Origin of the sequence: Mesorhizobium sp. RIZ17, assembly GCF_051127865.1 — a bacterium.
Classification (GTDB): Bacteria; Pseudomonadota; Alphaproteobacteria; order Rhizobiales; family Rhizobiaceae; genus Mesorhizobium; species Mesorhizobium humile.
The window spans coordinates 5,255,460-5,278,923 of record NZ_CP147861.1; the positions used below are offsets into that span (position 1 = coordinate 5,255,460).

Here is a 23,464-nt window from a genome sequence, read left to right on the forward strand (position 1 = left end):
ATTCCATGAGAGATTCGTTGATTTGCCGGCTTCAAAACGGAATATTTTGGCGCTCCGCGAAAGTTGATTGAACCATGCGCATTTCAGTCCGTTTCTGCGCCGATACACTCCTCATGGGAGGAATCGAAGCGGTGCGCCCCGGGGGTCGCATTGCTGGCTATGAACAACCAGCTTTGAGGCCTTTTGTCGATGACCACCCCTGTTCCTAACGATCGCCATAGGCGTATCGACGAGCGCGATACGCGTATCGACGTGCTGCGCGCGCTCGCGCTGCTCACCATTTTCGTCGACCATGTGCCGGGCACTGTCTTCGAGAACTGGACCTACAAGAATTTCGGCTTTTCCGATGCTGCCGAAGCCTTTGTGCTGATTTCCGGCATCTCGGTCGCGCTGGCCTACGGCACGAAGTTCAAGCCGGGCGGCCGATTGCTCGCGACTTTGAAGATGTGGCGGCGCGCCGGCGTGCTCTACATCTCCCACATCGTCATCACGATGGTGGTGATTGCGCTGTTTTGCGCCGCCGCGGTGTTGGCTCATCGTCCGGAAATGCTGACGATGATCAACATCGAGCCCTTGATGAAGAACACGCCGCAGGTGCTGCTCGGCATCGTCACGCTCGGCCACCAGCTCGGCTACAACAACATCCTGCCAGTCTATGCGGCGCTGCTTCTGGCGGCGCCCCTTTTCGTGCTGTTCGTCAGCTATCGGCCGGTGCCGGCGCTGATCGTGTCCGGCCTGCTTTGGCTCGTCGCCGGCATCTGGCAGATCGCGCCGCCGAACTATCCGGAGCCGGGCTTCTGGTTCCTCAACCCGCTGTCCTGGCAGTTCCTGTTCAACATCGGCCTTGCCGCCATGCTGCATGTGAAGCGCGGCGGACGGATCCCGGTCAATCCGTGGCTGCTTGGTGGCGCCGGCATCTATGTGGCCGGCGCGGCGATCTGGGTGCACACCCCGCTTTGGGGGCAGATCACCTGGTTCAACCTGCCGGTGGTGATCGGCGGCTTCGACAAGACCTTCCTGTCGCTGCCGCGGCTCTTGCACATTCTGTCGGTCAGCTATCTGATCGTGGCCCTGCCAGCGGTCTCCAACTTCTTCCGCGTCCGGCCCGACAATCCTCTGGCGATCCTGGGTAAGCGCTCGCTGCCGGTGTTCGTCGCAGGCACGCTACTTGCCATGGCGGCGCAGGTGCTGAAGCTGATCAATCCGGGCGGCCTGGCCTACGATACGCTGCTGATCGCGGCCGGCATCGCCATGCAGCTCGCGCTTGCGCTCTATCTCGAATGGTTCGCCGGCCTCGGCCCGTCCCGCGCCAAGCCGATGCGCGAGGAGCCTGCGCGCGCACCTTTCGGCGCGCAGCCGCTGCCGGCGAGGGCGGGGGGATACTAGCGTGATGCCGAACTGATCTGAGCGCGCGCACTGCGCAGTTTCTGTTGACGAGTCTCAGACCCCTGTAAGCGCACCATGGACGAGTGCGCGCAGTTCCTTGCGCACCGGAATGGCGCTCGAGGGCAAGAGTTGCGTGAAGAGAATGACCACCATGTCGTCGACGGGACTCACCCAGAAGAAAGTGCCTGCCGCTCCGCCCCAGCCATAATCTCCGACCTGCGCCGAAATTTTTGCCTTGGCCGGATCAAGGACGACGGAGCCCAACAAACCGAACCCGATACCATCGAATTGGGTCTCGGCCCAAACTTCGGTTGCCAACGAGGCAAGATCTCCCGGCAGGTGATTGCACGCCGCCAATCTCAAAGTGCGCGGACCGAGGATGCGTTCGCCGTTGAGTTCGCCTCCAGCGCGTAGCATTTCGGCGAACCGCCAATAATCGTCGATGGTTCCGACGAGGCCGCCTCCGCCGCAGAACGTATCAACCTTGCCTTGCCGCCACGCCGAAATCTCCGGCGCTTCGTTCAATGCTATGCCTGCGGGGGTTACCTCATACTGCGGGGACAAGCGGCTCATCTCGGATTCCGGCACCGAGAAACCTGTGTCGGTCATACCGAGAGGCTCGAAGATCCGTGTTACGAAATATTTGTCGAGCGTCATCCCCGAAACGACTTCCACGATACGGCCGATGACATCACTTCCGACGCTATATTGCCATCTCGTACCCGGCTCCCGCTCCAACGGCAGCTCGGCGATCCGGCGCACCATCTTGTCGAGCCCACCATAGCCCTTGGCTAGGCCGAGTGCTTCTCTAGCATAAGCTTCACCGAGTAAGCGAGGGCCGGTAAAGAGGCTCAAACCCGATGTGTGGGTCAGTAGATGGTGGATCGTCGGCTTCGTCTTGACGGGCACCGTCTGGTCGAGCGAGGTCGCGCCGGGTATCAGAAGTTGCATATCTTTGAATTCCGGCAGATAGGCTTCGACCGGGTCGTCGAGATGCACGCGCGTTTCCTCGTACAGCATCAGCAGCGCGACCGCGGTGACAGGCTTGGTCATCGACCAGATGCGGGCGATGAGGTCACGCTGCCAAGGCCGCTTAGCTTCGACGTCGGCGTGCCCGGCGCATTCGAAAAAGGCGAGCTCTCCGTGGCGAGCGACGAGTACCGCACCGCCGGGCCAGCGCCCCGTGTCCGTGTAGCGCTGCATCCAATGCTTGAGTCGCGTCAGCCGTACCTTGTCGAAGCCGAGGTTCGCAGGATCACCAACCGGTTCGCTGTCCAAGGGGCTCATTGCGCCGATGTCCTCGTCGCCATCAAAGGCCAACTAGGCATCCTGCACGCTCTCCGCGCCATTGCCAACTATTGCTTGCTAGCTGCAAGCGAAAGGTCGCTCAGCCTCTTGGAGCGGGGCCGGTCGAGCCTCTGACGATGAACTCAACGCCCATCGTCTCGCGCCGCACCGCGCCGTCATGGTCGAGGATCATGCGCGCGGCGCGGCGGCCGATCTCGATGATCGGCTGGGCGATGGTCGTCAGCGGCGGCGTGGACAGCGCGCCGTCCGGCACGCCGTCGAAGCCGACGATGGAGACGTCGCCGGGAACGTTGAGGCCTCGGGCTTTCAGCCAGTCGATGGCTATCAGCGCCATGCGGTCCGACATCGCCAGGATGGCGGTCGGCGGCTCCTCCTTGGCAAAGATCGCCTCAAGGCCGGCCCTGGTGCTTTTGTCCTCGTTCTCGGTCTCGTAGACCGGGATTTTCGCCGTATCGATGCCGAAGCGGCAAAGCTCCTCGAAATAGCCGGTTAGGCGATCCCGCGTTCCGGTGTAGACTGCGCTGCGCACGGCTTCCGGGGTGGCGAAGCCGGTGCGATTGTCGGCAAAGCCGAGCGATAGGACGGCGAAGCGGCGATGGCCGAGCTCGGCGAGATGGCGCGCGGCGAGCCTCGCGCCGGCGACATTGTCGACGCCGATGGCCGATACCGTTTCGTCCTGGAAGCCGAGTTCCAGCGCAACGAAAGGCAGCCTGCGCTCGCGCGTCAGGTCGACAAGGCGAGAACCGCCTTCGATGCAGAACAGCACGAAACCGTCGACGAGCGCGCTCTGGATGTTCCAGGCGAGCTTTTCCTGGTTGGCGGCCGAGACCAGCGCGATGCCCGCGCCGGTGGCGTCGCAGGCCTGCGAAATGCCGGCCATCATCACGCGGGCGAAGGGATCGTCGAAGAAGTAGGAGAGGGGCTCGGTGGTGGCGACGCCGATGGCGTTGACCTTGCCGGCGCGCAGCAGGCGGCCTTTCGGGTCCGGGCCGGCATAACCCATCTGCTCCGCGACCGCCTTGACCCGTTCCCGCACTTCGGCGCGCACGATCTCGGGGCGGCTGAAAACGTTCGAGGCCGTGCCATGCGAGACGCCGGCGGCCTTGGCGATGTCGGCCAGCCTGATCGGTCTTGCCTGGCCTTCGAGGAGTGATGCCATGTCGTTCCTCCGAATCCGGTCACGCGACGAACATGACCGCTGAATTGTCGCAGGTCATCTAACATTTTTGTTGGATCGATTCAAATTTCAGCTTGACTTGAGGTGGATGAGGCCTATGGTTTGAATCGATCCAAGTCCCATATATGGCGGGTTTCCACAGGAGGGTGCCGTGCATCCGGTGAGCTATTTGTTCGAGGACATCTACCGCGACGACTGGGGCATCGCCTCGGTCGCCGCCAGCGAGAAACGCCGGGGCAGATTGGGCCCGTGGAAGCGCGCGCCGCGCTTTCTCGTGGAGCGCAAGCGCGGCTGACCCACGGTCATATTTTACGCCGGCGTATTGGATCGATTCAATAGAAGGAGAACGTGGTCATGCATCCGATCGGCCATCTGTTTCAGGACATCTACCGCAACTATTGGGGCATCACGCCCGGAACCGAGCAGCCTGAACGGCGTCGCGTGGACGGATTGCCGGTGCGCCAGCGCAAGCGGCGTTTCGGGCAAAGGTAGGTCAGGGCAAAGATAGGTCAGGGTCGCGGGCGCCACAGCGCCGAGACGGCGATCGCCACCCAGCCGGCGATCAACAAGGTGCCTCCGATCGGCGCCGACATCGGGAACAGCCGCGAGCCGAGAAAATCGCGGGCGAGCAGATCGCCGCAGAACAGAAGCAGGCCCGCGAGCAGGACGAGGCTGGCGATCCTGAGGCAGCGGTTGCCGCCGGCAAGGCCGATGGCGAGGAACGCCGGCGCATGGATCAGCAGGAAGTTGGCCGCTGTGCCGGTGAAGGCGCCGCCGCGATGCGCGGCCGCCGCCGACAACGCCACGCCGGCCGCGCCGACGAGGCCGGCTGCCAGCACGAGGACGCGGCTCCCGCCGCCTGATGCCTGGGCCGTAAGACTCATCCTGGATGCTCCATGCTGCGGTTGGGCGATGTGCCGGTCAGGACTCGCCAGCTTCAAGCAGCATATGCCGTGCCCGCCGCGACTGGACAATCCAGTTATAGACCGCGCCGAGCGCCATCAGCACCGATGTGCCCAGAAACACCGAGCGCATGCCGAAATGGCCGCCGAAGTAGCCGCCGGACAGCGGTCCCGCGACCTGGCCGACATATTGCGCCGAGATCGCCAGGCCAAGCACATTGCCGCCGATCCCGTCGGGGATGTTGTGGCGGATGACGCTGGTGATGCAGGGCAACAGTCCGCCCAGCGCCAGTCCCATCAGGAAGCGCAGGCCGATCAATTGCCAGCCATTGGTGACGAAGGCCTGCGGAATGAGCAGCAACGCCGAGACGGCAAGGGCGCCGACCACGACGTTCCAGTGGCCGACGCGGTCGGCGAGTTTTCCCAGCCAGGATGAGGACAGGATGGTGCCGAGCGCCGCCGCGGACATGACCACGCCGGCGACCATGGTGACCTTGCTCTGGTCCTCGACGAGCTGCTGCACATAGACGGTGATGATCGGCTCGATCGACATGGTGGCGAAGGCGAGCAGCATGCCGGTGGTCAGCATGGCGATGATCGGCCGCTTGTCGGGAATCTGCGACCAGCCGCTTTTCGGCTTCGCCGTCGAGGCGGGCTTGGGCGCCGGCGGATTCTCCTTGATCAGGAAAGTCGTCGCCAGGAAGGCCAGGAAGATGACGGCGCCGGACAGCAGGAAGGTCGCGCGGATGCCGATCAGCGGCGGCAGCAGCCCACCGAGCAGCGGTCCGACCAGCGAGCCCGCCGTGATGCCCGCCGCCAGCACGCCCAGCGCCCAACCCGAACGCTCCTTCGGCGTCTGCATAGCCACCAGAATTGTCGAACCTGACGAATAGCCACCGGCAAAACCGATCAGCAGCCGAAGCAGCACCAGCTGCCACACACTTTGGACCATGCCGGTCAGCGACATGCAGATCGCCATGCCGAACGAAGCGCGCACCAGCATCAGTTTGCGGCCGTAGCGGTCGCCCAGTCGTCCCCACAAGGGCGCGACCAGTGCTGCCGCGAAGAAGGTCGCACCATAGGCGATACCCGACCACTGCACGATGGCCGCGTGGCCCTCGGCGCCGAGTTGCTCGACGTAAAGCGGCAGGAACGGCAACAGCAGCGTCATGGCGATAAGCGTGCTGAACGAGCCGGCGAAGCAGACGGCGAGGTTGCGCCGCCAATGGATGTTGAAGCCGCTCTGTTCGGATTCGTTGGACGTCATGTCAGGCATGCCAATGCTGGGGTTGTTGCGGATACCGATTTGGGATACCAAGCTGGTATTCGTCATGGACCTGACATTAGCCGCTGTCAATGCGGCGTTGGAAAACGGAACGACAATGTCGCAGATGCAAAATGTCGAAAGGCAGCTTCGCGAGATGATCCTCGGGCTGGAGATCGGCCCGGGCGAACGTTTGACCGAACGCTGGATCGAGAGCCAGTTCGGCGCTTCGCGCACGCCGGTGCGGGCGGCGCTGCTGCGCCTGGAAACGGAAGGGCTGGTCGGCCGCGATGGCCGCGGCTGGACGGTGGCGCCGATCAACCTCGCGGAGCTCGGACAGATCGCCGTCTACCGCGAGGCTGTCGAGGTCGCGGCGGTTCGCCTGACGGCGGCGCTCGACGACCGCGGCGGCATCGAGGTGATCGCGGCGATGCTCGATTCCTGCGATGCCGAGACGCCGCGCGAGGAGTGGCATCGCGTCGGCCTGGATTTCCACATCGAATTGGCAAGGCTTTCCGGCAACGAGTTTCTGCTCAGGGCCGTTCGCGATGCAATGACCAGGCTGTCGCGGGCGCGCTGGCTGGAGGTGCGCGATGAGAAGGCCCTCGGCCGCGCCTGGACCGAACATCATGCCATCCTCGCCGCCGTCAGGAGCGGCGATGCCGAGCAAGCGGCGCGGCTGCTTTCCGCTCACATCGCCGGCAGCCGCGATCGGCTGGTCACCTCACTGCATGACGACCGGCGCGGTCTGCGCGCAAGAGGGTTCGCCGTCGTCGCAGCGTAAGGTCCTGTGGGGTCATTCGCATTAGCGGGCTTGCAACATGGCTGGGAGAATGCTGTAGGAGACGAGGGGGATGAAGGCCGACTACCATTGACCATCTTGCTGAACTCGCGGACGCATGGCCACACTCTCACGAACCGCCGCAAAGCTGTTCTACTACGCGCGCAATTTCGCGCGTGACCGCGCACCGCAATCCCTGTTCCGCGACCGCCTGGCCAGCAGGCTCGAGCAGGCCAGGCTTTCGGGCAAGACGGTTCGCGAGCGACTGAACTACTACAACAAACTGCAACACCCGTTCGTGACCAGTCCGGACGCCATAGCTGTCGGCAAGCTGCCGTCCGCTTCCAGCATGTATTATTACGACCTCAAGGAATTCGCCCGCTATTTCGATCCCGGCCTGCTGATCGATTTCGAATTCGGCGACGTCGTCGGTGTTCCGGAGGTTCCGAGGATCGTCAAGGACCGGCCCATCGGCGACGACAACGCGAACGGCGTGCTGATGAAGCTGAACAAGTTCCGTCACTTCTACATGCCGCCCGACAAGCTGTCTTTCGCCGACAAGCGCCCGATGGTGGTCTGGCGCGGTCACCTCAACAATCCGCTTCGCACCCGATTCGTAGAAAAGGCCGCCGAGCTGCCGATTTGCGATGCGGGTTCCCACAGGGCCGACGCGCCGGATGGGTACCGCAAGCCGTTCCTGAACATCGAGCAGCAGCGGCAGTATCGCTACATCGTCTCGCTCGAAGGCAATGACGTCGCGACAAACCTGAAATGGATCATGAGCTCCAATTCGCTCTGCCTGATGCCGGAGCCGACTTACGAAACCTGGTTTGCGGAAGCCCAGGTCGAGCCCAATGTCCACTACGTACCGCTGCGGCAGGACTTCTCCGACCTGGTCGACAAGGTGGCCTATTTCGAAAAGCATCCCGCCGAGGCGGGGCGGATAACCGCCGCCGCCAACGCCTATTGCCGCAAATTCGGCAATGAACAGGACGAGCAGGCGATCTCGCTGCTCGTCCTCTATAAATATTTCGTGCTGAGCGGACAGATAAAGCCCGACCCGGAAGTCTGGCGCTTTATCACCGGCTGACTGTTTTAGGCATGCGAGCGGTCGAGCACCTTATCGGCCGGTCCGAACCGGTCCCTGGCGGTGAACTGCTGGTGCCAGTAGGGATAAAGCACCGGCGGTCGGCTGACCACGTCAAGGCGCTGCCGTTCTTCTTCGCTGAGCGACAGGCTGGCCGCGGCGAGATTGTCCTTGAGCTGCGCCTCGTTGCGGGCGCCGATCACCAGCGAGCTTACGGCCGGACGTCCAAGCAGCCAGGCAAGCGCGACTTGCGCTCCCGACACCCCTCGCGCGTTGCCGATCTCGACCAGCACGTCGACGATGCGCCACAGGCGGTCCTCGTCGCGGATCGGCGGTTCCTTCCAGCCGCCAAGCTGGCGCGCGGTCGGGCTGTCGCGACGGTATTTGCCGGAGAGCAGCCCGCCGGCCAGCGGGCTCCAGACCAGCACGCCGAGGCCCTGGTCGACCGAGATCGGCAGCAATTCGTATTCGGCCTCGCGCGCTTCCAGCGTGTAGTGGATCTGCTGGGTGACGAAACGGGCCTGATGGCGGCTGTCGCTGACGGCAAGAGCCTTCATCACCTGCCAGCCCGAGTAGTTGGAGCAGCCGATGTAGCGGATCTTGCCCTGGTTGACCAAGGTGTCGAGCGCCGCGATCGTCTCCTCGACCGGGGTGAGGCCGTCCCATTGATGGACGAAATAGACGTCGATGACGTCGGTCTTGAGCCGCTTCAGGCTCTTTTCGCATTCGCGGATCAGATGGTGGCGCGACAGGCCCTCGTCATTGGGGCCGGTGCCGATACGCATGCGCGCCTTCGAGGCGATCAGCACATCGTTCTTGCGCTTGCCGCCAAGCGCCTCGCCGATGATCTCTTCCGACAAGCCGTTGGAATAGACATTGGCGGTGTCGATGAGGTTGATGCCGGCATCGATGCAGGTGTCGATGATGCGTCTGGCTTCCGCGAGATCCGAATTGCCGACGGCGGCGAACGGACCGGTGCCGCCGAAGGTCATGGTGCCAAGCGTCAATGTCGAGACTTTCAAGCCGGATCGGCCCAGCGTGCGGTATTCCATGTCAGTCCTCGCAATTTGTTTGAAAGAAGCGCCGTGGCGAGCGCTGGCAGAGGCGAGGGGATTTGTAGGACAATTCGCGCCGCTTGTCGCCCTGCTGTCGATACGGACCGATCACATATCTTCGAGGTTTGCGACGGGCGATTGCAATAAAACCGTCATTGCGCCTCTGTATCTCAGTCGGCTTACGGAGTGTCCGTCCGGAGCCGGAGCGGATTCCGAAGCGATGATGGCCGACAGGCAGACGGAGCTGCGCGATGAATGAACTGAAATCGAATTCCGGGGCGAAGGACTGGCTCGAAGCCGAACTCGAGGACACGCTCGACGAAGACTATGAGCTGGAGCTTTCCGAGCCGGCGCTCTCGCTCGAGATCGCCAAGATCTACAAGAAATCGCATCCGCCCTCCATGGAGCGCATGACCTATTTCCGCGAGTTGCTCAGGCTGCAGTCCGAGCTGATCAAGCTGCAGTCCTGGGTCGCCTACCACAAGAAGAAGCTGGTGGTGATCTTCGAGGGCCGCGATTCCGCCGGCAAGGGCGGCGTCATCAAGCGCATCACGCAGCGGCTGAACCCGCGCATCGCCCGCGTCGTGGCGTTGCCGGCGCCGACCGAGCGCGAGAAGTCGCAATGGTATTTCCAGCGCTACGTACCGCATCTGCCGGCGGGCGGCGAGATCGTGCTGTTCGACCGCTCCTGGTACAACCGCTCCGGCGTCGAGCGGGTGATGGGCTTTGCCAACGGGGACCAGGTCGAGGAGTTCTTCCACGACGTGCCGGAATTCGAGCGCATGCTGGTCCGTTCCGGCATCACGCTGGTGAAATACTGGTTCTCGATCACCGACGAAGAACAGCAGATGCGCTTCCTGATGCGCATCCACGATCCGATGAAGCAGTGGAAGCTGTCGCCCATGGACCTGCAGTCGCGCGTGCGCTGGGAGCAGTACACCAAGGCCAAGGAAGAGACCTTCGCACGCACCAACATTCCGGAAGCGCCCTGGTTCATCGTCGAGGGCAACGACAAGAAGCGCGCGCGGCTGAACTGCATCGACCATCTGTTGCAGCAGATGCCGTATGAAGAGGTGCCGCACGAGGAGATTTCGCTGCCGGAGCGTGTCTTCAACCCGCAATACGAGCGCCAGGTTCTGCCGCGCGACCTCTACGTGCCGGAGAAGTATTGAGGCGCCTCTTCCTTCTCCCCGTAAACGGGGTGAAGGTGCCCGAAGGGCGGATGAGGGGCGGCGCCGACGTGGGCGGTTGAAATCCCATTCGCCGCAAGGGCAGGTGCCACAGGTGCTTGGCCAACCTCTAACCGGCAGCGCTGCCCCTCATTGCCCTACCGGGCATTTCTCCCCGTGAACGGGGAGAAAGAGCTACTTCGCCTACACCCGCCCGATCATCACATGCGTCGCATCGGCGGTCGCCACCTGCCCGGTACAGCGGTATCCCAGCTTCAGCATGTCGAGCCCGGCGAACAGATGCTCGCCCGAGCCGAGCAGGAGCGGCGAGACAACCAGATGCATCTCGTCGATGAGCTTCTCCTGCAGATATTGACGGACGGTCGAAACGCCGCCGCCGACGCGCACATCCTTGTCGCCGGCAGCTGCCTTCGCCTGTTCGAGCGCCGACTGGATGCCGTCGGTGACGAAGTAAAAGGTCGTGCCGCCGTCCATCTCGATCGGCGCGCGCTTGTGATGCGTCAGAATAAAGGTCGGCACGTGGTAGGGCGGGTTGGGCCCCCACCAGCCTTTCCAGTTGTCGTCCGGCCATTCGCCGCGGCTCGGCGCGAACATGTTGCGACCGAGGATCCAGGCGCCGACATTCTCAAAACTGCGCACGGCAAACTCGTCATCGGTATCCGTCGTCCCGCCATCCTTGCCGATCATCTGTTGGAACGAGCGGGTTTTGATCATCCATTTGTGCAGATTTTCGCCGCCCACGCCGAGCGGGTTGGCGAGGCTCTGGTCGGGGCCGGCGCCGTAGCCGTCGAGCGACAAGGTGAAAGCGTTGACACGCAGCCTGGACATCATTGCCTCCTAAACCAGTTGTAATTTGCAAGCGGTTGTTAGGTAGCTTGGCTGATTGCGAAATGCAAGCGGTATTTTTCCGGTGCGATCGATTTAGGCGATGCCATCCAGGGCCGCAATGATCTCTGCGATGATCGGCTTGGTCTGACGCGGTGCCATCAAAGTACGCGCACGGCCGATCGTTCGATATCAGCCTTCAACATCGGATGAAGACTGTCCCGTGTGGTGATGTCGACTTCGGCCGACATCTTCTCTTCGAGAAATTGTTTGATGACGACGAGGTCGATCAAGGAAAAGCGCCGCGCCGGATCATAGTCTATGAAGAGATCGAGATCGCTGTCCGGCGTGCGTCGCCGCGGGCGGCCGATCCAAACAGATAGAGCGAAGTCGCGCCCATGCCCCTGATGGCATCTGCGTTCTCCCGTAACCGTTCGATGACTTCATTCCTGCTCATGGATGCATTCTAACGAATCCCGTTAGAATTCCAAAATCGCGAAGCAGCCCTAGCCCTTCAGCATCTGGGCCACCACCGGCGCGAAATAGGTCAGCACGCCGTCGCAGCCGGCCCGCTTCAGCGAAAGCAGCGATTCCAGCATCGCCTTCTCGCCGTCGATCCAGCCATTGGCGGCGGCCGCCTTGATCATCGAATATTCGCCCGACACCTGATAGGCGAAGGTCGGCATCTGCAGCTCGTCCTTCAGCCGGCGGATGATGTCGAGATAGGGCAGGCCCGGCTTCACCATCAGCATGTCGGCGCCTTCGGCGAGGTCCTGTTCGGCCTCGCGCACCGCCTCGTCCGAATTGGCGTGGTCGATGTAGTAGGTCTTCTTGTCGCCCTTGAGCAGGCCGGCGGTGCCGACCGCCTCGCGATAGGGACCGTAGAAGGCCGAGGCGAATTTCGTCGCATAGGACATGATCGCCACGTCCTGAAAACCGTTGGCGTCGAGCGCGTCGCGGATGGCGCCGATGCGGCCGTCCATCATGTCCGACGGCGCGATGATATCGGCGCCCGCCGCCGCCTGGATGACGGCCGCGGCCGCGACCTGCTCCACCGTCTCGTCATTGACGATGACGCCGTCGCGCAGGATGCCGTCATGGCCATGGCTGGTGAACGGGTCGAGCGCCGCGTCGGTGATGATGCCGATCTCCGGCACCGCGTCCTTGATGGCTCGTGTGGCGCGGTTGATGACATTGTCCGGATCGAGGATGTGCGAGCCGGTCTGGTCGCGTAGCGCAAGCTCGACATTGGGGAAGGTGGCGATGGCCGGGATGCCGAGCTTGGCCGCGCGCTCGGCTTCCTTCACCGCGAGGTCGATGCTCAGGCGATAGACGTCGGGCATGGCTGCGATCGGCTCGCGCGTGTTCTTGCCGTCGACGACGAAGATCGGCCAGATCAGGTCGTTCACCGAAAGCTGGTTCTCCTGCACCAGCCGGCGCGACCAGTCGGCCTTGCGCATGCGCCTGAGCCGCCGGCTGCCGGTGATCTCGTCGACGCTGCGCGCGCCGGCAGGTTTTGCGGGGGTGAATTTGTTCATGGCCGAAAACTCTCTTTTGGGCCGGCTTTTACCACGCGTCTCCGCCCCTGACCAATGCGACACGATTGTGCCAGCCTAGGTGCAGGTTCCTCGCCCCGCAACGCGGGGAGAGGTGTCCGCGAAGCGGGCGGAGAGGGGCCTTCGAAGGGCGCTCCCCTCTCCGTCGCGGCTGCGCCGCGCCACCTCTCCCCACTGCATGGGGCGAGGAAACGCTTTCACGGCTGTCCGTGCCCTGACAAGATCTGCGCCGCGCCCCTGATCGCGACCCGGAACGCCTCGTCGAAGCTGACGCCGCGCGCCTGCCAGCGATAGGTCTTGCCGTGGTCGGCCAAGCGCCAGTCGGCGACCCAGCCGAGTTCCTTGTCGCTCCACACGATGCTGCCGGCGAGCGCCCGGGCCGCTCCCGCTTTTTTCGCGAGCTTGTCGAGCCGTGCCATATCGGCCCCCGAAAGCGCCTTCTCACCGAGGCCGCCAAGCTGTCCGGCCTTTGGAAAGATGACGCGCATCAGCATCGGATCGGTCGCATTGGCGAAGGATTCACGCATCGTCTTGCCCTGGTCCTCATCCGCCGTCAGCACGAAATGCCGCGCGCCCTGCTCGGCGGTCATGAAGACGGCAATCGGCGACCGCTCGCCGAGCCATGGCCTGCTGCCGAGCTGCGCCAGAAGCTTGTTGACCACGGCCGGCTTGTAGAGGCAGGTCAGGTCGTGCGGCCGGTCATGCGTGCCTTGCTCGTCATGGATCGGAATGCCTTCCAGCCGATCATGATAGCGGAAGGATTGAACGAAATGACCGGCCTTGTCGCGCAGCGCCAATATCTCCGGTTTCTGCGTCAGGCGCTGGTCGCCCGAGACCTTGACCAGCACCTTGTCGAGGCATTCGCGAAAGCCGATCTGCCGGTTGACCTCTCCGGTGCCGGTGACGATCGCCTGCGCTTGGTAAAGGTCGTTGGTCGTCGCGGCATGCGCGGCAACCCCCAATGCGAGGAGACCGACCAATCCAACCACGAAGCGAGAAATTCCAGGCATGTCGGTCTGCTCGAAACCTGTCGGGGCGCGGGCGTGGTGCTTTGCCGGTTACCTAACATCTGGCGCGGCCGCCCGCTAGCGCAAGGACCGCCACCATTGACGCGTTCTCATGCCGCCTTTAGCACTTCTCCGCCCGCAGGCGCGGGGGAGGATTCTCTCATTATGGATTTTGGCGGAGGCGACGAGATCCGCTTCGAGCGGCTGGGCAGAGCGGGCGTGGTCACCTTGACCCGGCCCAAGGCGCTCAACGCCGTCACGCACAACATGGTCAAGGCGCTCGGCAGGGCGCTCGACGCCTGGGAGCAGGATGCGGGCGTCGGCGTCGTCGTCGTCAAGGCCGAGGGCAGGGCGTTTTCCGCCGGCGGTGATATCCTGCACATCTATGAGGCCGGCCGGGCCGGCAGGCCGCCGGTCGACTTCTTCGCCGACGAGTACCGGCTCAACGCCCGCATCGCGCGCTTCAAGAAGCCCTATGTCGCGCTGATCGACGGCATCGTCATGGGCGGCGGTGTCGGCATCTCCTTCCATGGGTCGCATCGTGTGCTGACCGAAAACGCGCAATTCGCGATGCCCGAGGTCGGCATCGGCTTCTTCCCCGATGTCGGCGCCAGCCACTTGCTGCCGGATCTCGGCGGCTCTTTCGGCATGTATCTCGGGCTGACGGGAAATCGCATCCGCCATGGCGATGCGCTGTGGTCGGGGCTGGCCACCCACACGATCAAGGCCGAGGACCAGGCGGGCTTGCTCGATGAGCTGGCGACAAGCGGCGACGCCAATGCGGAGCTGCGCGATTTCTTCGTGCCGGCCAAACGCGAGACCGAGCGGCACGACCTGGAAGCGATCGCGCGCCATTTTTCGCAGAGCTCGCTCGGCGGCGTCATCGACAGTCTGGAGCGGGCAGGGGCGGAGGATGCTTTTGCCGCAAAGACGCTGGCGACGCTGAAAACCCGCTCGCCGACCAGCCTCAACGTCGCCTGGCGCCAGATCAGCGCGGGATCGACGCTGTCGATGGACGAATGCATGAAGATGGAGTTCCGCATCCTCAACCGCATGCTGGCCGGCCATGATTTCTATGAAGGCATCCGCGCCGCCATCATCGAGAAGGGCTCGACGCCCGCGTGGCGGCCGGCGGGCCTGGATGAGGTCAGTGCTGCCGACATCGACGCCTATTTCGCGCCGCTCGGGGATAAGGAACTCGCGCTGTGAGCGAGGTCACCTCCAGGCGCGTGGTGCTGCAGCCTTCGACCACCGAAGTCATCTTCGCCTGGTTCCAGCGCGTCATCGCCGGCTACTGCCTTTTGTTCGGCATCCTCTACTGGATCCGCCTGATCGGCATCTATCCGGGCGAGTTGTGGCGCTTCGACCTGATGCCGGTGCATTGGCAGGTGGCGGCGGCGACGCTTGCCGTCTTCTTCCCATTCGCCGCGGCGGGCCTGTGGATGCTGGCGTCCTGGGGGCCGGTGATCTGGTTCATCTGCGCGGTGACCGAGACGGTGATGTATGCCGGTTTCCCCGACCTCTTCGGCCACCGCATCCTGATCGTCGTCTCGCATGCCTGCGTGGCCTTGCTCTACATCGTCTTTCGCGTCACCATTTGGCTGCAGAAGCGCCAGCTCCGCCAATGAGCATGATGCCGAAAAGTGTGAAGCGGTTTTCGGACGACATCATGCTCCACTCATAGAGCCGGCCGAAGACGGGCCTCCCGGGCCGATTTCCGAGCCCGGTTTCCCCCAAAATCCATTGGCTAAATCTTTAGGTTAATTGTTCTTGCTCGGGTGACCGATCGTTAAGCGTCTTCCGAAACCTCTTACCGGTAAGCTCTTGTTAGCCCTGGCGTTTAAGTCGAATTTTATGAGTATTCGATAGTGTCGCGATCAAGGTGAAAAACAAAAAATCACCAAGGCGACAAACGAGAGGCAAAGACAATGATCAATTCGCGTCCGGCGGCGAAGACCGCAAACGTATCCGACGATCGCCGCGAGGCTATCCGCTCGCTGTACATGGAATCGCTGCAGCTGGTGGAGCGCCTGCACCGCCGCCTGCTTGACGTGATCAAGGACGAGTTCGACCGCAACGGCCGTTCCGACATCAACGCCATCCAGGCGCTGCTGCTCTTCAACATCGGCAACTCCGAGCTGACCGCCGGCGAGCTGCGCTCGCGTGGCTACTATCTCGGCTCGAACGTCTCCTACAATCTGAAGAAGCTGGTCGATCTCGGCTTCATCAACCACCAGCGCTCGCGCATCGACCGCCGTTCGGTCCGCGTCTCGCTGACGCCGAAGGGCAACGAGGTGGCCGACGTCGTCGCCGGCCTCTACGAGCGCCATGTCGGTTCGATCGAGGCGGTCGGCGGCATCAACACCGACGAATTCAAGCAGATGAACCGCGCCCTGCAGCGCCTGGACCGTTTCTGGAACGATACGATCGCCTATCGGATGTAAGAGCTACGAACTGGAACGGGAAGCCGCGCCGAAGAAGTGCGGCCCGGGGGAAAGAATAGGGAGGGGCCGGTGCCGAAACGCGCCGGTCCTTTTCTTTTTTGCGAAGGCAGGCAACCGCGGAAAGCGCTGATGCAGAAAAGCATCGGTATTTTTTCCTTCATTGCGCCACCACAACCAAATCGCGGGCCAAGGCCACGTTGCCGCCATAATCGCGGGCAATGCGAAGTGTGGGTGATGCTGCGGGCCTGTGCCCTGCGCTCCTTGGAACCTGGGTGGCGGCAGCGCGTTTCTGGCAGCCGGCGATGCGGGTCATGGTTGGCGAATTGTTAAGTTCGCCGCCCCTAGAGTGCGGACAAGCCGCCCTGCAAGCGAGTTGAGCGAGAGCGATAAAGCAAGAATGTCTGCCATGAGAACCAGCCGCCGTTTCTTCCTTACCGGAGCCTCCGCGCTCGCTGCTGCCATGGTCGCAGGCCATGCCAGCGCGCAGGACGTGGTCGGGGACATCCTGAAATCCTCGACGCGTGGCAATTGGGACGACCAGTTCGACGCCCGCGCCAGCGACACCAACAAGGTCGCCTCGACGCTGCCGATCTTCAGCCAGCAGACGGTCGCCTTCACCGAGCAGGCGGTGGCGCAGTACCAGAACATCGTCTCCCAGGGTGGCTGGGAGCAGGTGCCGGCGACCAAAAAACTGCAGCTCGGTGACGACGATCCGGATGTCGTGCCGCTGCGCAAGCGTCTGATGGTTTCGGGCGACCTGCCGCAGAGCGCCGGCATTTCGACGGCCTTCGATTCCTATGTCGACTCGGCGGTCAAGCGCTTCCAGCTGCGTCATGGCCTGCCGGCCGACGGCGCCATGGGCAAATACACCTATACGGCGATGAACGTCTCGGCGCAGATCCGGCTCGGCCAGTTGCAGACCAATCTGCAGCGCCTGAAGGAAAAGGCCGGCACGCTCGGCAGCCGTTACGTGCTGGTCGACATCCCTGGCGCCCAGATCGAAGCGGTCGAGAACGAACGCGTCGTGCTTCGCCATACCGCGATCGTCGGCAAGATCGACCGCCAGACGCCGATCGTGAATTCGAAGATCAACGAGATCATCGTCAATCCGTACTGGAACGCGCCGGTCTCGATCGTGCGCAAGGATATCATTCCGCTGATGCGGAAGGACCCGAACTACCTCAAGGAGAGCCACATCCGGCTGTTCGCGCCCGACGGCAGCGAGGTCGATCCGATGAACGTCGATTGGTCGACGGACGATGCCGCGAAATACCGTTTCCGCCAGGATCCGGGCAGCAATAACGCCATGGCCTCGGTCAAGATCAACTTCCCGAGCCCGGACGGCGTCTACATGCACGACACGCCGCAGCAGAGCCTGTTCGGCAAGCTGATGCGCTTCGATTCCTCCGGCTGCGTGCGCGTCCAGAACGTGCGCGACCTCGTCACCTGGATCCTGCGCGACACGCCCGGCTGGGATCGCCAGCATTTCGAGGCGGCTATCAAGACCGGCGAGAACACGCCGATCCAGGTCGTCAATCCGGTGCCGGTGCATTTCCTCTATCTGTCGGCCTGGTCGACGGGTCCGGGCGTCGTGCAGTTCCGCGACGACATTTACGGCCTCGACGGCGCCCAGGAGCTGCAGATCAGCTCGGCGCAGTAAATATCTGATCTTGGATGCAAAAAGGCCGCTCTTGCAGCGGCCTTTTTTGTTGGATGAGGCGCTGTCGGCCGCGGGTAGAGCCGCGTCTGCAGATAGGAGGCGCCGAATCCTGCATCGTCGCGAGAACGCCACTCTGGCGTCTTCGTCGGTAGGCGGCGCATACGCCGCTTCGACATGCGTCATCAATCGTGGCCGGCGGACGGCATTGCTGGACGGCGCGCGTTCAATTGCGCATGGTCGGATCAGATCAGCTCGGCATTTGGGCAACCGGAATCGTGCCATGGACGTCGCCGTCTTCATTCTCGTCGTGCTCGCCTTCGTCACCGTTTCCGGCGCGGCGGTGCGGCTGGTGCGCGTGCCGCTTCCGGTGCTGCAGATCGCGATCGGCGCCGCCCTGGCATGGCCAGCGCGTGGCTTCCATCTCGAAATCGATCCGGAACTGTTCCTGCTGGTGTTCATTCCCCCGCTGCTGTTTGGCGATGCGTTCTCGGCGCCGAAGCGCGAGCTCATAGCGTTGCGCGGCCCGATCCTCGACCTCGCCATCGGGCTCGTCTTCTTCACCATCGTCGGCTTCGGCTACGCCTTGCACTGGCTGGTGCCGAGCATTCCGCTGGTGGTCGCCTTCGCTTTGGCCGCCGTGCTGTCGCCGACCGACGCGGTCGCCGTTTCCTCGATCGTCGACCGCAATGTCGTCCCGGCCCGGCTGATGCACATATTGGAGGGCGAGTCGCTGCTCAACGACGCCTCTGGTCTGGTGATGTTCCGCTTCACGGTCGCGGCAGCGCTGACCGGCGGCTTTTCGTTTGCCGCGGCATCCCTGAGCTTTGTCTTTGCCGTGGCAATAGGCATCCTCGCCGGTGTCGCGGCGCTGTTCATCGCCGCGAAGTCGTTGCAGATCCTTGGCCGCATCACCAGCACACCGGCCGAAGCGCAGGTGCTGGTCATGGTGCTGCTGCCCTTCGTCGCCTATCTGATCGCCGAGCATTTCGGCGCTTCGGGCATTCTGGCGGCGGTCACGGCCGGCCTGCTGACAGGATACTCCGGCATAGTCCGCCACATGGCGGTCTCGGCGCGCATCCAGACGATCTCGCTCTGGTCAATGCTGATCCTCATGTTCAACGGCTCGCTGTTCATCCTGCTTGGCCTGCAATTGCCCGACATCATCCGCAAGGTGCCACCGGAGCTGACGACCCGGCACTGGCTATTCGAGCCGGCATTGACCGTGCTGTTGCTCACGCTCTGCCTGATCGCCTTGCGCTTCGTCTGGATCTGGATCGGCGATATCGGCGCCGTGCTTGCCGCGCGGCTTGGCAAGCGCAAGGCTGAACCCTTTGGTTTTCGTGTCCGGCTCGCCGGTTCGATCGCCGGCGTGCGCGGCGCGGTGACGCTGGCCGGCATCCTCTCCCTGCCGCTTACCTTGCAGGACGGCTCGCCGTTCCCGGCCCGCGACCTGGTCATCTTCCTTGCCGCCGGCGTCATCATCTGCTCGCTGGCGATCGCCAGCCTTGCCCTGCCGACGGTGGCGCGGGGCCTCGTCGAACCCGGCGAGCATCCGGGTGCCGCGGAAGAGCGCCGGGCCCGCGTCAGCGCCGCCAACGCGGCCATCGCCAGGATCGAAAACCTCGCCAGCGACGGCAATGAAGGAGAGGCGGCGGACATGAAGCTCGCCATCGCCGAGAGCGTCGCATCCATCTACCGGCGGCGCATCTCGCTTTCCGACGGCGCCGATGAAGCCCGCGCCGAGGCCCGCGAAACCGGGCGGATCGAGCTGGAACTCAGGCTTGCCGGCATCGAGGCCGAGCGCGCGGAACTTCAGGCCATGTTCCGCCGCGGCGACATCAACGACCACACGGCGCGCAAGCTGTTCACCGAAATCACCTTCTCCGAAGCGACCCTCAAGGGGCGCCTACCGCGGGATTAGTGCCGGTCGGCCAGTCTTGGCGCAAACCGGCCAGCAAATTTCGCGCCGCAAACGTGGCGGCCCCAAAACAACTGTGTTAATGCGCGGCGACCTCGCAGACCTCCGGCCCCAAGGGAAAGCAAGCCATGTCAAATGCAGCGGCAGCCTCCAGCAAATTCGAATCCTTCTTCGAGACCACGCTTGCCGACGCCGATCCGGAAATCTTCGGCGCCATTCGCAACGAGCTCGGTCGCCAGCGCCATGAGATCGAGCTGATCGCGTCGGAGAACATCGTGTCGCGTGCGGTGCTCGAAGCGCAGGGCTCGATCATGACCAACAAATACGCCGAGGGCTATCCGGGCAAGCGCTACTATGGCGGCTGCCAGTTCGTCGACGTGGCCGAGGAACTGGCCATCGACCGCGCGAAGAAGCTCTTTGGTTGCAACTTCGCCAACGTCCAGCCGAATTCGGGCAGCCAGATGAATCAGGCCGTGTTCCTGGCGCTGCTGCAGCCTGGCGACACCTTCATGGGCCTCGACCTGAATTCGGGCGGCCATCTCACGCACGGCTCGCCGGTCAACATGAGCGGCAAGTGGTTCAAGGTCGTCTCCTACGGCGTGCGCAAGGACGATCACCTGCTCGACATGGATGCGATCGAGAAGACCGCGCATGAGACGAAGCCGAAGCTGATTCTCGCCGGCGGCACCGCCTATTCGCGCATCTGGGACTGGAAGCGCTTCCGCGAGATCGCCGATTCGATCGGCGCCTATCTGATGGTCGACATGGCGCATATCGCCGGCCTCGTCGCTGGCGGCATGCATCCGTCGCCGTTGCCTTATGCCCATGTCGTGACCACGACGACCCACAAGTCGCTGCGCGGCCCGCGTGGCGGCATGATCCTGTGCAACGACGAGGAAATCGCCAAGAAGATGAACTCGGCGGTGTTCCCGGGCCTGCAGGGCGGCCCGCTGATGCATGTCATTGCCGCCAAGGCGGTGGCGCTCGGCGAGGCGTTGAAGCCGAGCTTCAAGGCCTATGCCGAAAGCATCGTCGCCAACGCCAAGGCGCTGGCCTCCAGCCTCCAGGAGACCGGCCTGGATATCGTCTCCGGCGGCACCGACAACCATTTGATGCTGGTCGATCTTCGTCCGAAGAACGCCACCGGCAAGCGCGCGGAAGCCGCGCTCGGCCGCGCCAACATCACCTGCAACAAGAACGGCATCCCGTTCGATCCGGAAAAGCCGTTCGTGACGTCGGGCGTGCGCCTCGGCACGCCGGCCGGTACCACGCGCGGTTTCGGTCAGGCTGAATTCCGCGAGATCGGCAAGCTGATCGCCGAGGTGCTGGACGGGTTGAAGGTGGCGAATTCCGACGAAGGCAATGCGGCGGTCGAGGCCGCCGTCAAGGCCAAGGTCACGGCGCTTACCGATCGTTTCCCGCTCTACCCCTATCTCGGCTGATCCACGCTCGGTTGCCCTCCGTCGGTTGACCGCGCGACATACGTCATCTTTTATCCCTGCGCTTCGCGCCGCTCCTTGATCGGGCGGCGCGGCCTACCGGAGACTTTGATGATGCGCACTTTCCGTCTTGCCATCCTGGCCCTGTCCGGCTCGCTGGCCGTTTTCGCCCTGTCCGGCGCGGTTGCGCAGGAGCAGCAGCCCAGCTCCGACATGCCGGCCACCAATATCTTTGGCAAGTGGACCACCATCATCGATACGCTCGATACCGGGCAGGATGCGCACAAGACTTGCGCCGCCTCGACCGCATTCGTCGACGGCGACGGCAATGCCGGATCCTTGACGATGTCGATCTCCACCGGCGACGCGCTGCCGCCGGATGCGTATCCGGCCATCATGTTCATCGTCGACAACAAGACGTTGCCGACCGGCAACAAGATCGCCGCGACCTTCGGCGATCCTGGCGTGAAGGTAACGGCGACCGTAACCTCCAACGCCGCCGCCGGCGGTCGCCCCAGCTGGATGGTGGACAACCAAGCCAAGACCAGCCTTGCCTTGCTGCGGGCCATGCGCAAGGTCACCTCGCTCGATGTCACCTTCGGCAAGCAGGCCGTCGCCAGCATCCCGATGGATGGCTTCACCAAGGCCTATCGCAATCTCGGTACATCCTGCGGTTTTTCGACCAAAGACGTGGCGCCCTGAGCCTGCTGACGGTCGGGACAGGGCGCTGGCAATCTTGCTCGCGCATCGCTATCTCTGAGGCATAAAAGGCTCTAAGCCTTTCGCCCACAGAATCGCGAACCCAAGGCTCTCCATGCGCTGTCCCTATTGCCAGTCCGAAGATACGCAGGTGAAGGATTCGCGTCCAGCCGAGGATGGCGCGGCAATCCGCAGGCGGCGGGTGTGTCCTGATTGCGGCGGCCGCTTCACGACCTTCGAGCGCGTCCAACTGCGCGACCTCGTCGTCATCAAGAAATCCGGCCGCAAGGTGCCTTTCGACCGCGACAAGCTGCTGCGCTCCGTCGAGATCGCCGTGCGCAAGCGCAACGTCGACCCCGAGCGCATCGACCGCGCCGTCACCGGTATCGTGCGCCAGCTTGAAAGCTCCGGCGAAACCGAGGTTGCTTCGGGCGAGGTCGGCCGGCTGGTCATGGAGGCCCTGAAATCGCTGGATGACGTGGCCTATGTCCGCTTCGCCTCGGTCTATCGCAATTTCCGCGAAGCCAGGGATTTTCACGAGCTGCTGGGCGAGCTGAAGGGCGACGAGGAAAAAACTGAAGAGGAAGCCGGCTGATCATGGCGGGACAGCGACTGGACGAGGCCGCGCAGGCGGCCCTTGACCGCCGTTTCATGGCCGCGGCCATCAGGCTGTCGCGCCGCAATGCCGGTCGTACCTCGACCAACCCTTCCGTCGGCACCATCATCGTGCGCGACGACGGCGCCGGGCCGATGATCGTCGGCACCGGAGTGACGGCTGTCGGTGGCCGCCCGCATGCCGAGACCGAGGCACTGGCCGAGGCCGGCGAGTTGGCCCGTGGCGCAACCGCCTATGTCACGCTGGAGCCTTGCGCCCATCACGGCCGCACCCCGCCCTGCGCCAACGCGCTGGTCAATGCCGGCATAGCGCGCGTCGTCGGCGCCGCGAGCGATCCAGATCCGCGCGTCTCCGGCCAAGGCTACGCCATCCTGCGCGCCGCAGGTGTCGAGGTGGTGGAGAAGGTATTGGCCGCCGAGGCCGCAGAGCAGATGGCCGGTTATCTGACTCGTTCTCTGAAGAAGCGCCCGGAAGTAACTCTGAAGCTTGCGCTTTCGAGCGACGGCAAGATCGGCCGCAAAGGCGCGGGCCAGGTCGCCATCACCGGCGAGGTCGCGCGGCGCGATGTCTATCTGATGCGCGCCGAGGCCGACGCCATCCTGGTCGGCATCGGCACCGCGCTTGAGGACGACCCGGCGCTGACCGTGCGTCTGCCCGGGCTGGAGAACCGCTCGCCGGCGCGCATCGTTCTCGATCGGCAGATCCGGCTGCCGGAGACCTCCAAGCTGGTATCCGGCGTCGACCGCGTGCCGCTCTATATCGCCTCGTGCCTGGAGGCCGATGCGCATCGGCGCGCGGCGCTCGAACGCGCGGGCGTGCGCTTCATCGGCACTGAAACCCATGACGGCGTCGTCGCCTTGCCGGAACTGCTCGAGGACCTTGCCGCGCTCGGCATGGCAAGCGTTTTGGTCGAGGGTGGCGCTCAAGTCGCCAAGGCATTCCTTGACGAAGATTTGGTCGACCGCATCGTGCTGTTCCAGGGACCGGACGCGATCGGGAAGGACGGCATTGCGTCGCCGATCGACGCCGACCATATCCCGACAGGTTTTCGCAAGCTGCGCGAGATGCGGTTTGGCGAAGACAGCTATGCCGAGTGGGTGAGACCATGATCCCAAAAAGTGGGAACCGGTTTTTGGATCAGATCATGGTC

At 63.5% G+C, this 23,464-nt stretch carries 23 protein-coding genes and 1 pseudogene; 15 read left to right on the forward strand and 9 right to left on the reverse strand.

Going from position 1 to position 23,464, the window contains the following annotated elements; all coding sequences use genetic code 11:
* Positions 1–189: 189 nt before the first annotated feature.
* Entirely contained in the window at positions 190–1,386 is a 1,197-nt protein-coding gene (locus WDX12_RS25475; RefSeq protein ID WP_320297301.1) for an OpgC family protein, read from the forward strand.
* A 54-nt stretch (positions 1,387–1,440) separates the two neighbouring features.
* Here WDX12_RS25475 and WDX12_RS25480 read toward each other — a convergent pair whose 3' ends face one another.
* Both WDX12_RS25480 and WDX12_RS25485 read right to left on the reverse strand, forming a co-directional pair.
* Positions 1,441–2,706, reverse strand: a complete 1,266-nt coding sequence (locus tag WDX12_RS25480) for a serine hydrolase domain-containing protein (RefSeq protein WP_434722479.1) — start codon at positions 2,704–2,706, stop codon at positions 1,441–1,443.
* A gap of 67 nt (positions 2,707–2,773) precedes the next feature.
* Positions 2,774–3,853 (reverse strand): LacI family DNA-binding transcriptional regulator, encoded by a 1,080-nt coding sequence (locus tag WDX12_RS25485; protein WP_434722480.1) that lies wholly within the window; start codon positions 3,851–3,853, stop codon positions 2,774–2,776.
* Positions 3,854–4,022: 169 nt separating this feature from the next.
* Between WDX12_RS25485 and WDX12_RS25490 the strand changes: the two genes are divergently transcribed.
* Complete coding sequence (locus tag WDX12_RS25490) at positions 4,023–4,166, forward strand: hypothetical protein (RefSeq protein WP_320297298.1); 144 nt, start codon at positions 4,023–4,025, stop codon at positions 4,164–4,166.
* Positions 4,167–4,225: 59 nt separating this feature from the next.
* Positions 4,226–4,363 (forward strand): hypothetical protein, encoded by a 138-nt coding sequence (locus tag WDX12_RS25495; RefSeq protein ID WP_320297297.1) that lies wholly within the window; start codon positions 4,226–4,228, stop codon positions 4,361–4,363.
* Between the two features lie 17 nt (positions 4,364–4,380).
* Here the strand turns inward: WDX12_RS25495 and WDX12_RS25500 are convergent, their stop codons facing one another.
* Both WDX12_RS25500 and WDX12_RS25505 read right to left on the reverse strand, forming a co-directional pair.
* A complete protein-coding gene (locus tag WDX12_RS25500) occupies positions 4,381–4,755 on the reverse strand; it encodes a DUF423 domain-containing protein (protein WP_434722481.1) in 375 nt (124 codons plus the stop codon).
* A gap of 37 nt (positions 4,756–4,792) precedes the next feature.
* The gene (locus WDX12_RS25505) at positions 4,793–6,040 is read right to left on the reverse strand and encodes an MFS transporter (RefSeq protein ID WP_434722482.1); all 1,248 of its coding nucleotides are present in this window, start codon (positions 6,038–6,040) and stop codon (positions 4,793–4,795) included.
* Between the two features lie 115 nt (positions 6,041–6,155).
* Between WDX12_RS25505 and WDX12_RS25510 the strand changes: the two genes are divergently transcribed.
* Entirely contained in the window at positions 6,156–6,821 is a 666-nt protein-coding gene (locus tag WDX12_RS25510) for a GntR family transcriptional regulator (protein WP_320297294.1), read from the forward strand.
* A 115-nt stretch (positions 6,822–6,936) separates the two neighbouring features.
* Positions 6,937–7,908 carry a glycosyl transferase family 90 gene (locus tag WDX12_RS25515; protein ID WP_320297293.1) on the forward strand — a complete coding sequence of 324 codons (972 nt, stop codon included), beginning with the start codon at positions 6,937–6,939 and terminating at the stop codon, positions 7,906–7,908.
* A gap of 5 nt (positions 7,909–7,913) precedes the next feature.
* On the opposite strand, the gene WDX12_RS25520 is transcribed toward WDX12_RS25515, so the two are convergent.
* Positions 7,914–8,957: an aldo/keto reductase gene (locus tag WDX12_RS25520; protein ID WP_434722483.1), complete on the reverse strand. Its 1,044-nt coding sequence runs from the start codon at positions 8,955–8,957 to the stop codon at positions 7,914–7,916.
* 254 nt (positions 8,958–9,211) lie between these two features.
* Between WDX12_RS25520 and ppk2 the strand changes: the two genes are divergently transcribed.
* Complete coding sequence (gene ppk2 / locus WDX12_RS25525) at positions 9,212–10,132, forward strand: polyphosphate kinase 2 (RefSeq protein WP_320297291.1); 921 nt, start codon at positions 9,212–9,214, stop codon at positions 10,130–10,132.
* Between the two features lie 201 nt (positions 10,133–10,333).
* Here the strand turns inward: ppk2 and WDX12_RS25530 are convergent, their stop codons facing one another.
* The 4 genes and pseudogenes from WDX12_RS25530 to WDX12_RS25545 all read right to left on the reverse strand — a co-directional run bounded on the left by WDX12_RS25530 (position 10,334) and on the right by WDX12_RS25545 (position 13,541).
* Positions 10,334–10,978, reverse strand: a complete 645-nt coding sequence (locus WDX12_RS25530; RefSeq protein WP_434722484.1) for a dihydrofolate reductase family protein — start codon at positions 10,976–10,978, stop codon at positions 10,334–10,336.
* A 158-nt stretch (positions 10,979–11,136) separates the two neighbouring features.
* Positions 11,137–11,432 (reverse strand): annotated as a pseudogene (locus WDX12_RS25535) (nucleotidyltransferase family protein).
* Positions 11,433–11,481: 49 nt separating this feature from the next.
* Positions 11,482–12,513, reverse strand: a complete 1,032-nt coding sequence (gene hemB, locus WDX12_RS25540; protein ID WP_434722485.1) for a porphobilinogen synthase — start codon at positions 12,511–12,513, stop codon at positions 11,482–11,484.
* A gap of 215 nt (positions 12,514–12,728) precedes the next feature.
* A complete protein-coding gene (locus tag WDX12_RS25545) occupies positions 12,729–13,541 on the reverse strand; it encodes a DUF2066 domain-containing protein (RefSeq protein ID WP_434722486.1) in 813 nt (270 codons plus the stop codon).
* Positions 13,542–13,703: 162 nt separating this feature from the next.
* Here WDX12_RS25545 and WDX12_RS25550 point away from each other — a divergent pair, with 162 nt between their 5' ends.
* The 9 genes from WDX12_RS25550 to ribD all read left to right on the forward strand — a co-directional run bounded on the left by WDX12_RS25550 (position 13,704) and on the right by ribD (position 23,423).
* The gene (locus tag WDX12_RS25550; protein WP_434722487.1) at positions 13,704–14,747 is read left to right on the forward strand and encodes an enoyl-CoA hydratase/isomerase family protein; all 1,044 of its coding nucleotides are present in this window, start codon (positions 13,704–13,706) and stop codon (positions 14,745–14,747) included.
* The gene (locus WDX12_RS25555; RefSeq protein ID WP_320297286.1) at positions 14,744–15,166 is read left to right on the forward strand and encodes a DUF6163 family protein; all 423 of its coding nucleotides are present in this window, start codon (positions 14,744–14,746) and stop codon (positions 15,164–15,166) included. Before WDX12_RS25550 ends, WDX12_RS25555 begins: the two co-directional genes overlap by 4 nt.
* A gap of 300 nt (positions 15,167–15,466) precedes the next feature.
* Positions 15,467–15,982, forward strand: a complete 516-nt coding sequence (gene ldtR / locus WDX12_RS25560) for a transcriptional regulator LdtR (RefSeq protein WP_040983294.1) — start codon at positions 15,467–15,469, stop codon at positions 15,980–15,982.
* Positions 15,983–16,388: 406 nt separating this feature from the next.
* Positions 16,389–17,642, forward strand: a complete 1,254-nt coding sequence (locus WDX12_RS25565) for a L,D-transpeptidase family protein (RefSeq protein WP_320297285.1) — start codon at positions 16,389–16,391, stop codon at positions 17,640–17,642.
* Between the two features lie 280 nt (positions 17,643–17,922).
* Positions 17,923–19,563 carry a Na+/H+ antiporter gene (locus tag WDX12_RS25570; RefSeq protein WP_434722488.1) on the forward strand — a complete coding sequence of 547 codons (1,641 nt, stop codon included), beginning with the start codon at positions 17,923–17,925 and terminating at the stop codon, positions 19,561–19,563.
* Between the two features lie 125 nt (positions 19,564–19,688).
* Complete coding sequence (gene glyA, locus WDX12_RS25575; RefSeq protein WP_320297283.1) at positions 19,689–21,002, forward strand: serine hydroxymethyltransferase; 1,314 nt, start codon at positions 19,689–19,691, stop codon at positions 21,000–21,002.
* Positions 21,003–21,113: 111 nt separating this feature from the next.
* Positions 21,114–21,701, forward strand: a complete 588-nt coding sequence (locus tag WDX12_RS25580) for a hypothetical protein (protein WP_430699280.1) — start codon at positions 21,114–21,116, stop codon at positions 21,699–21,701.
* Positions 21,702–21,813: 112 nt separating this feature from the next.
* On the forward strand, positions 21,814–22,293 hold the full coding sequence (nrdR, locus tag WDX12_RS25585) for a transcriptional regulator NrdR (RefSeq protein WP_320297281.1): 480 nt from the start codon (positions 21,814–21,816) through the stop codon (positions 22,291–22,293).
* 2 nt (positions 22,294–22,295) lie between these two features.
* Positions 22,296–23,423: a bifunctional diaminohydroxyphosphoribosylaminopyrimidine deaminase/5-amino-6-(5-phosphoribosylamino)uracil reductase RibD gene (gene ribD, locus WDX12_RS25590; RefSeq protein WP_320297280.1), complete on the forward strand. Its 1,128-nt coding sequence runs from the start codon at positions 22,296–22,298 to the stop codon at positions 23,421–23,423.
* Positions 23,424–23,464: the final 41 nt, after the last annotated feature.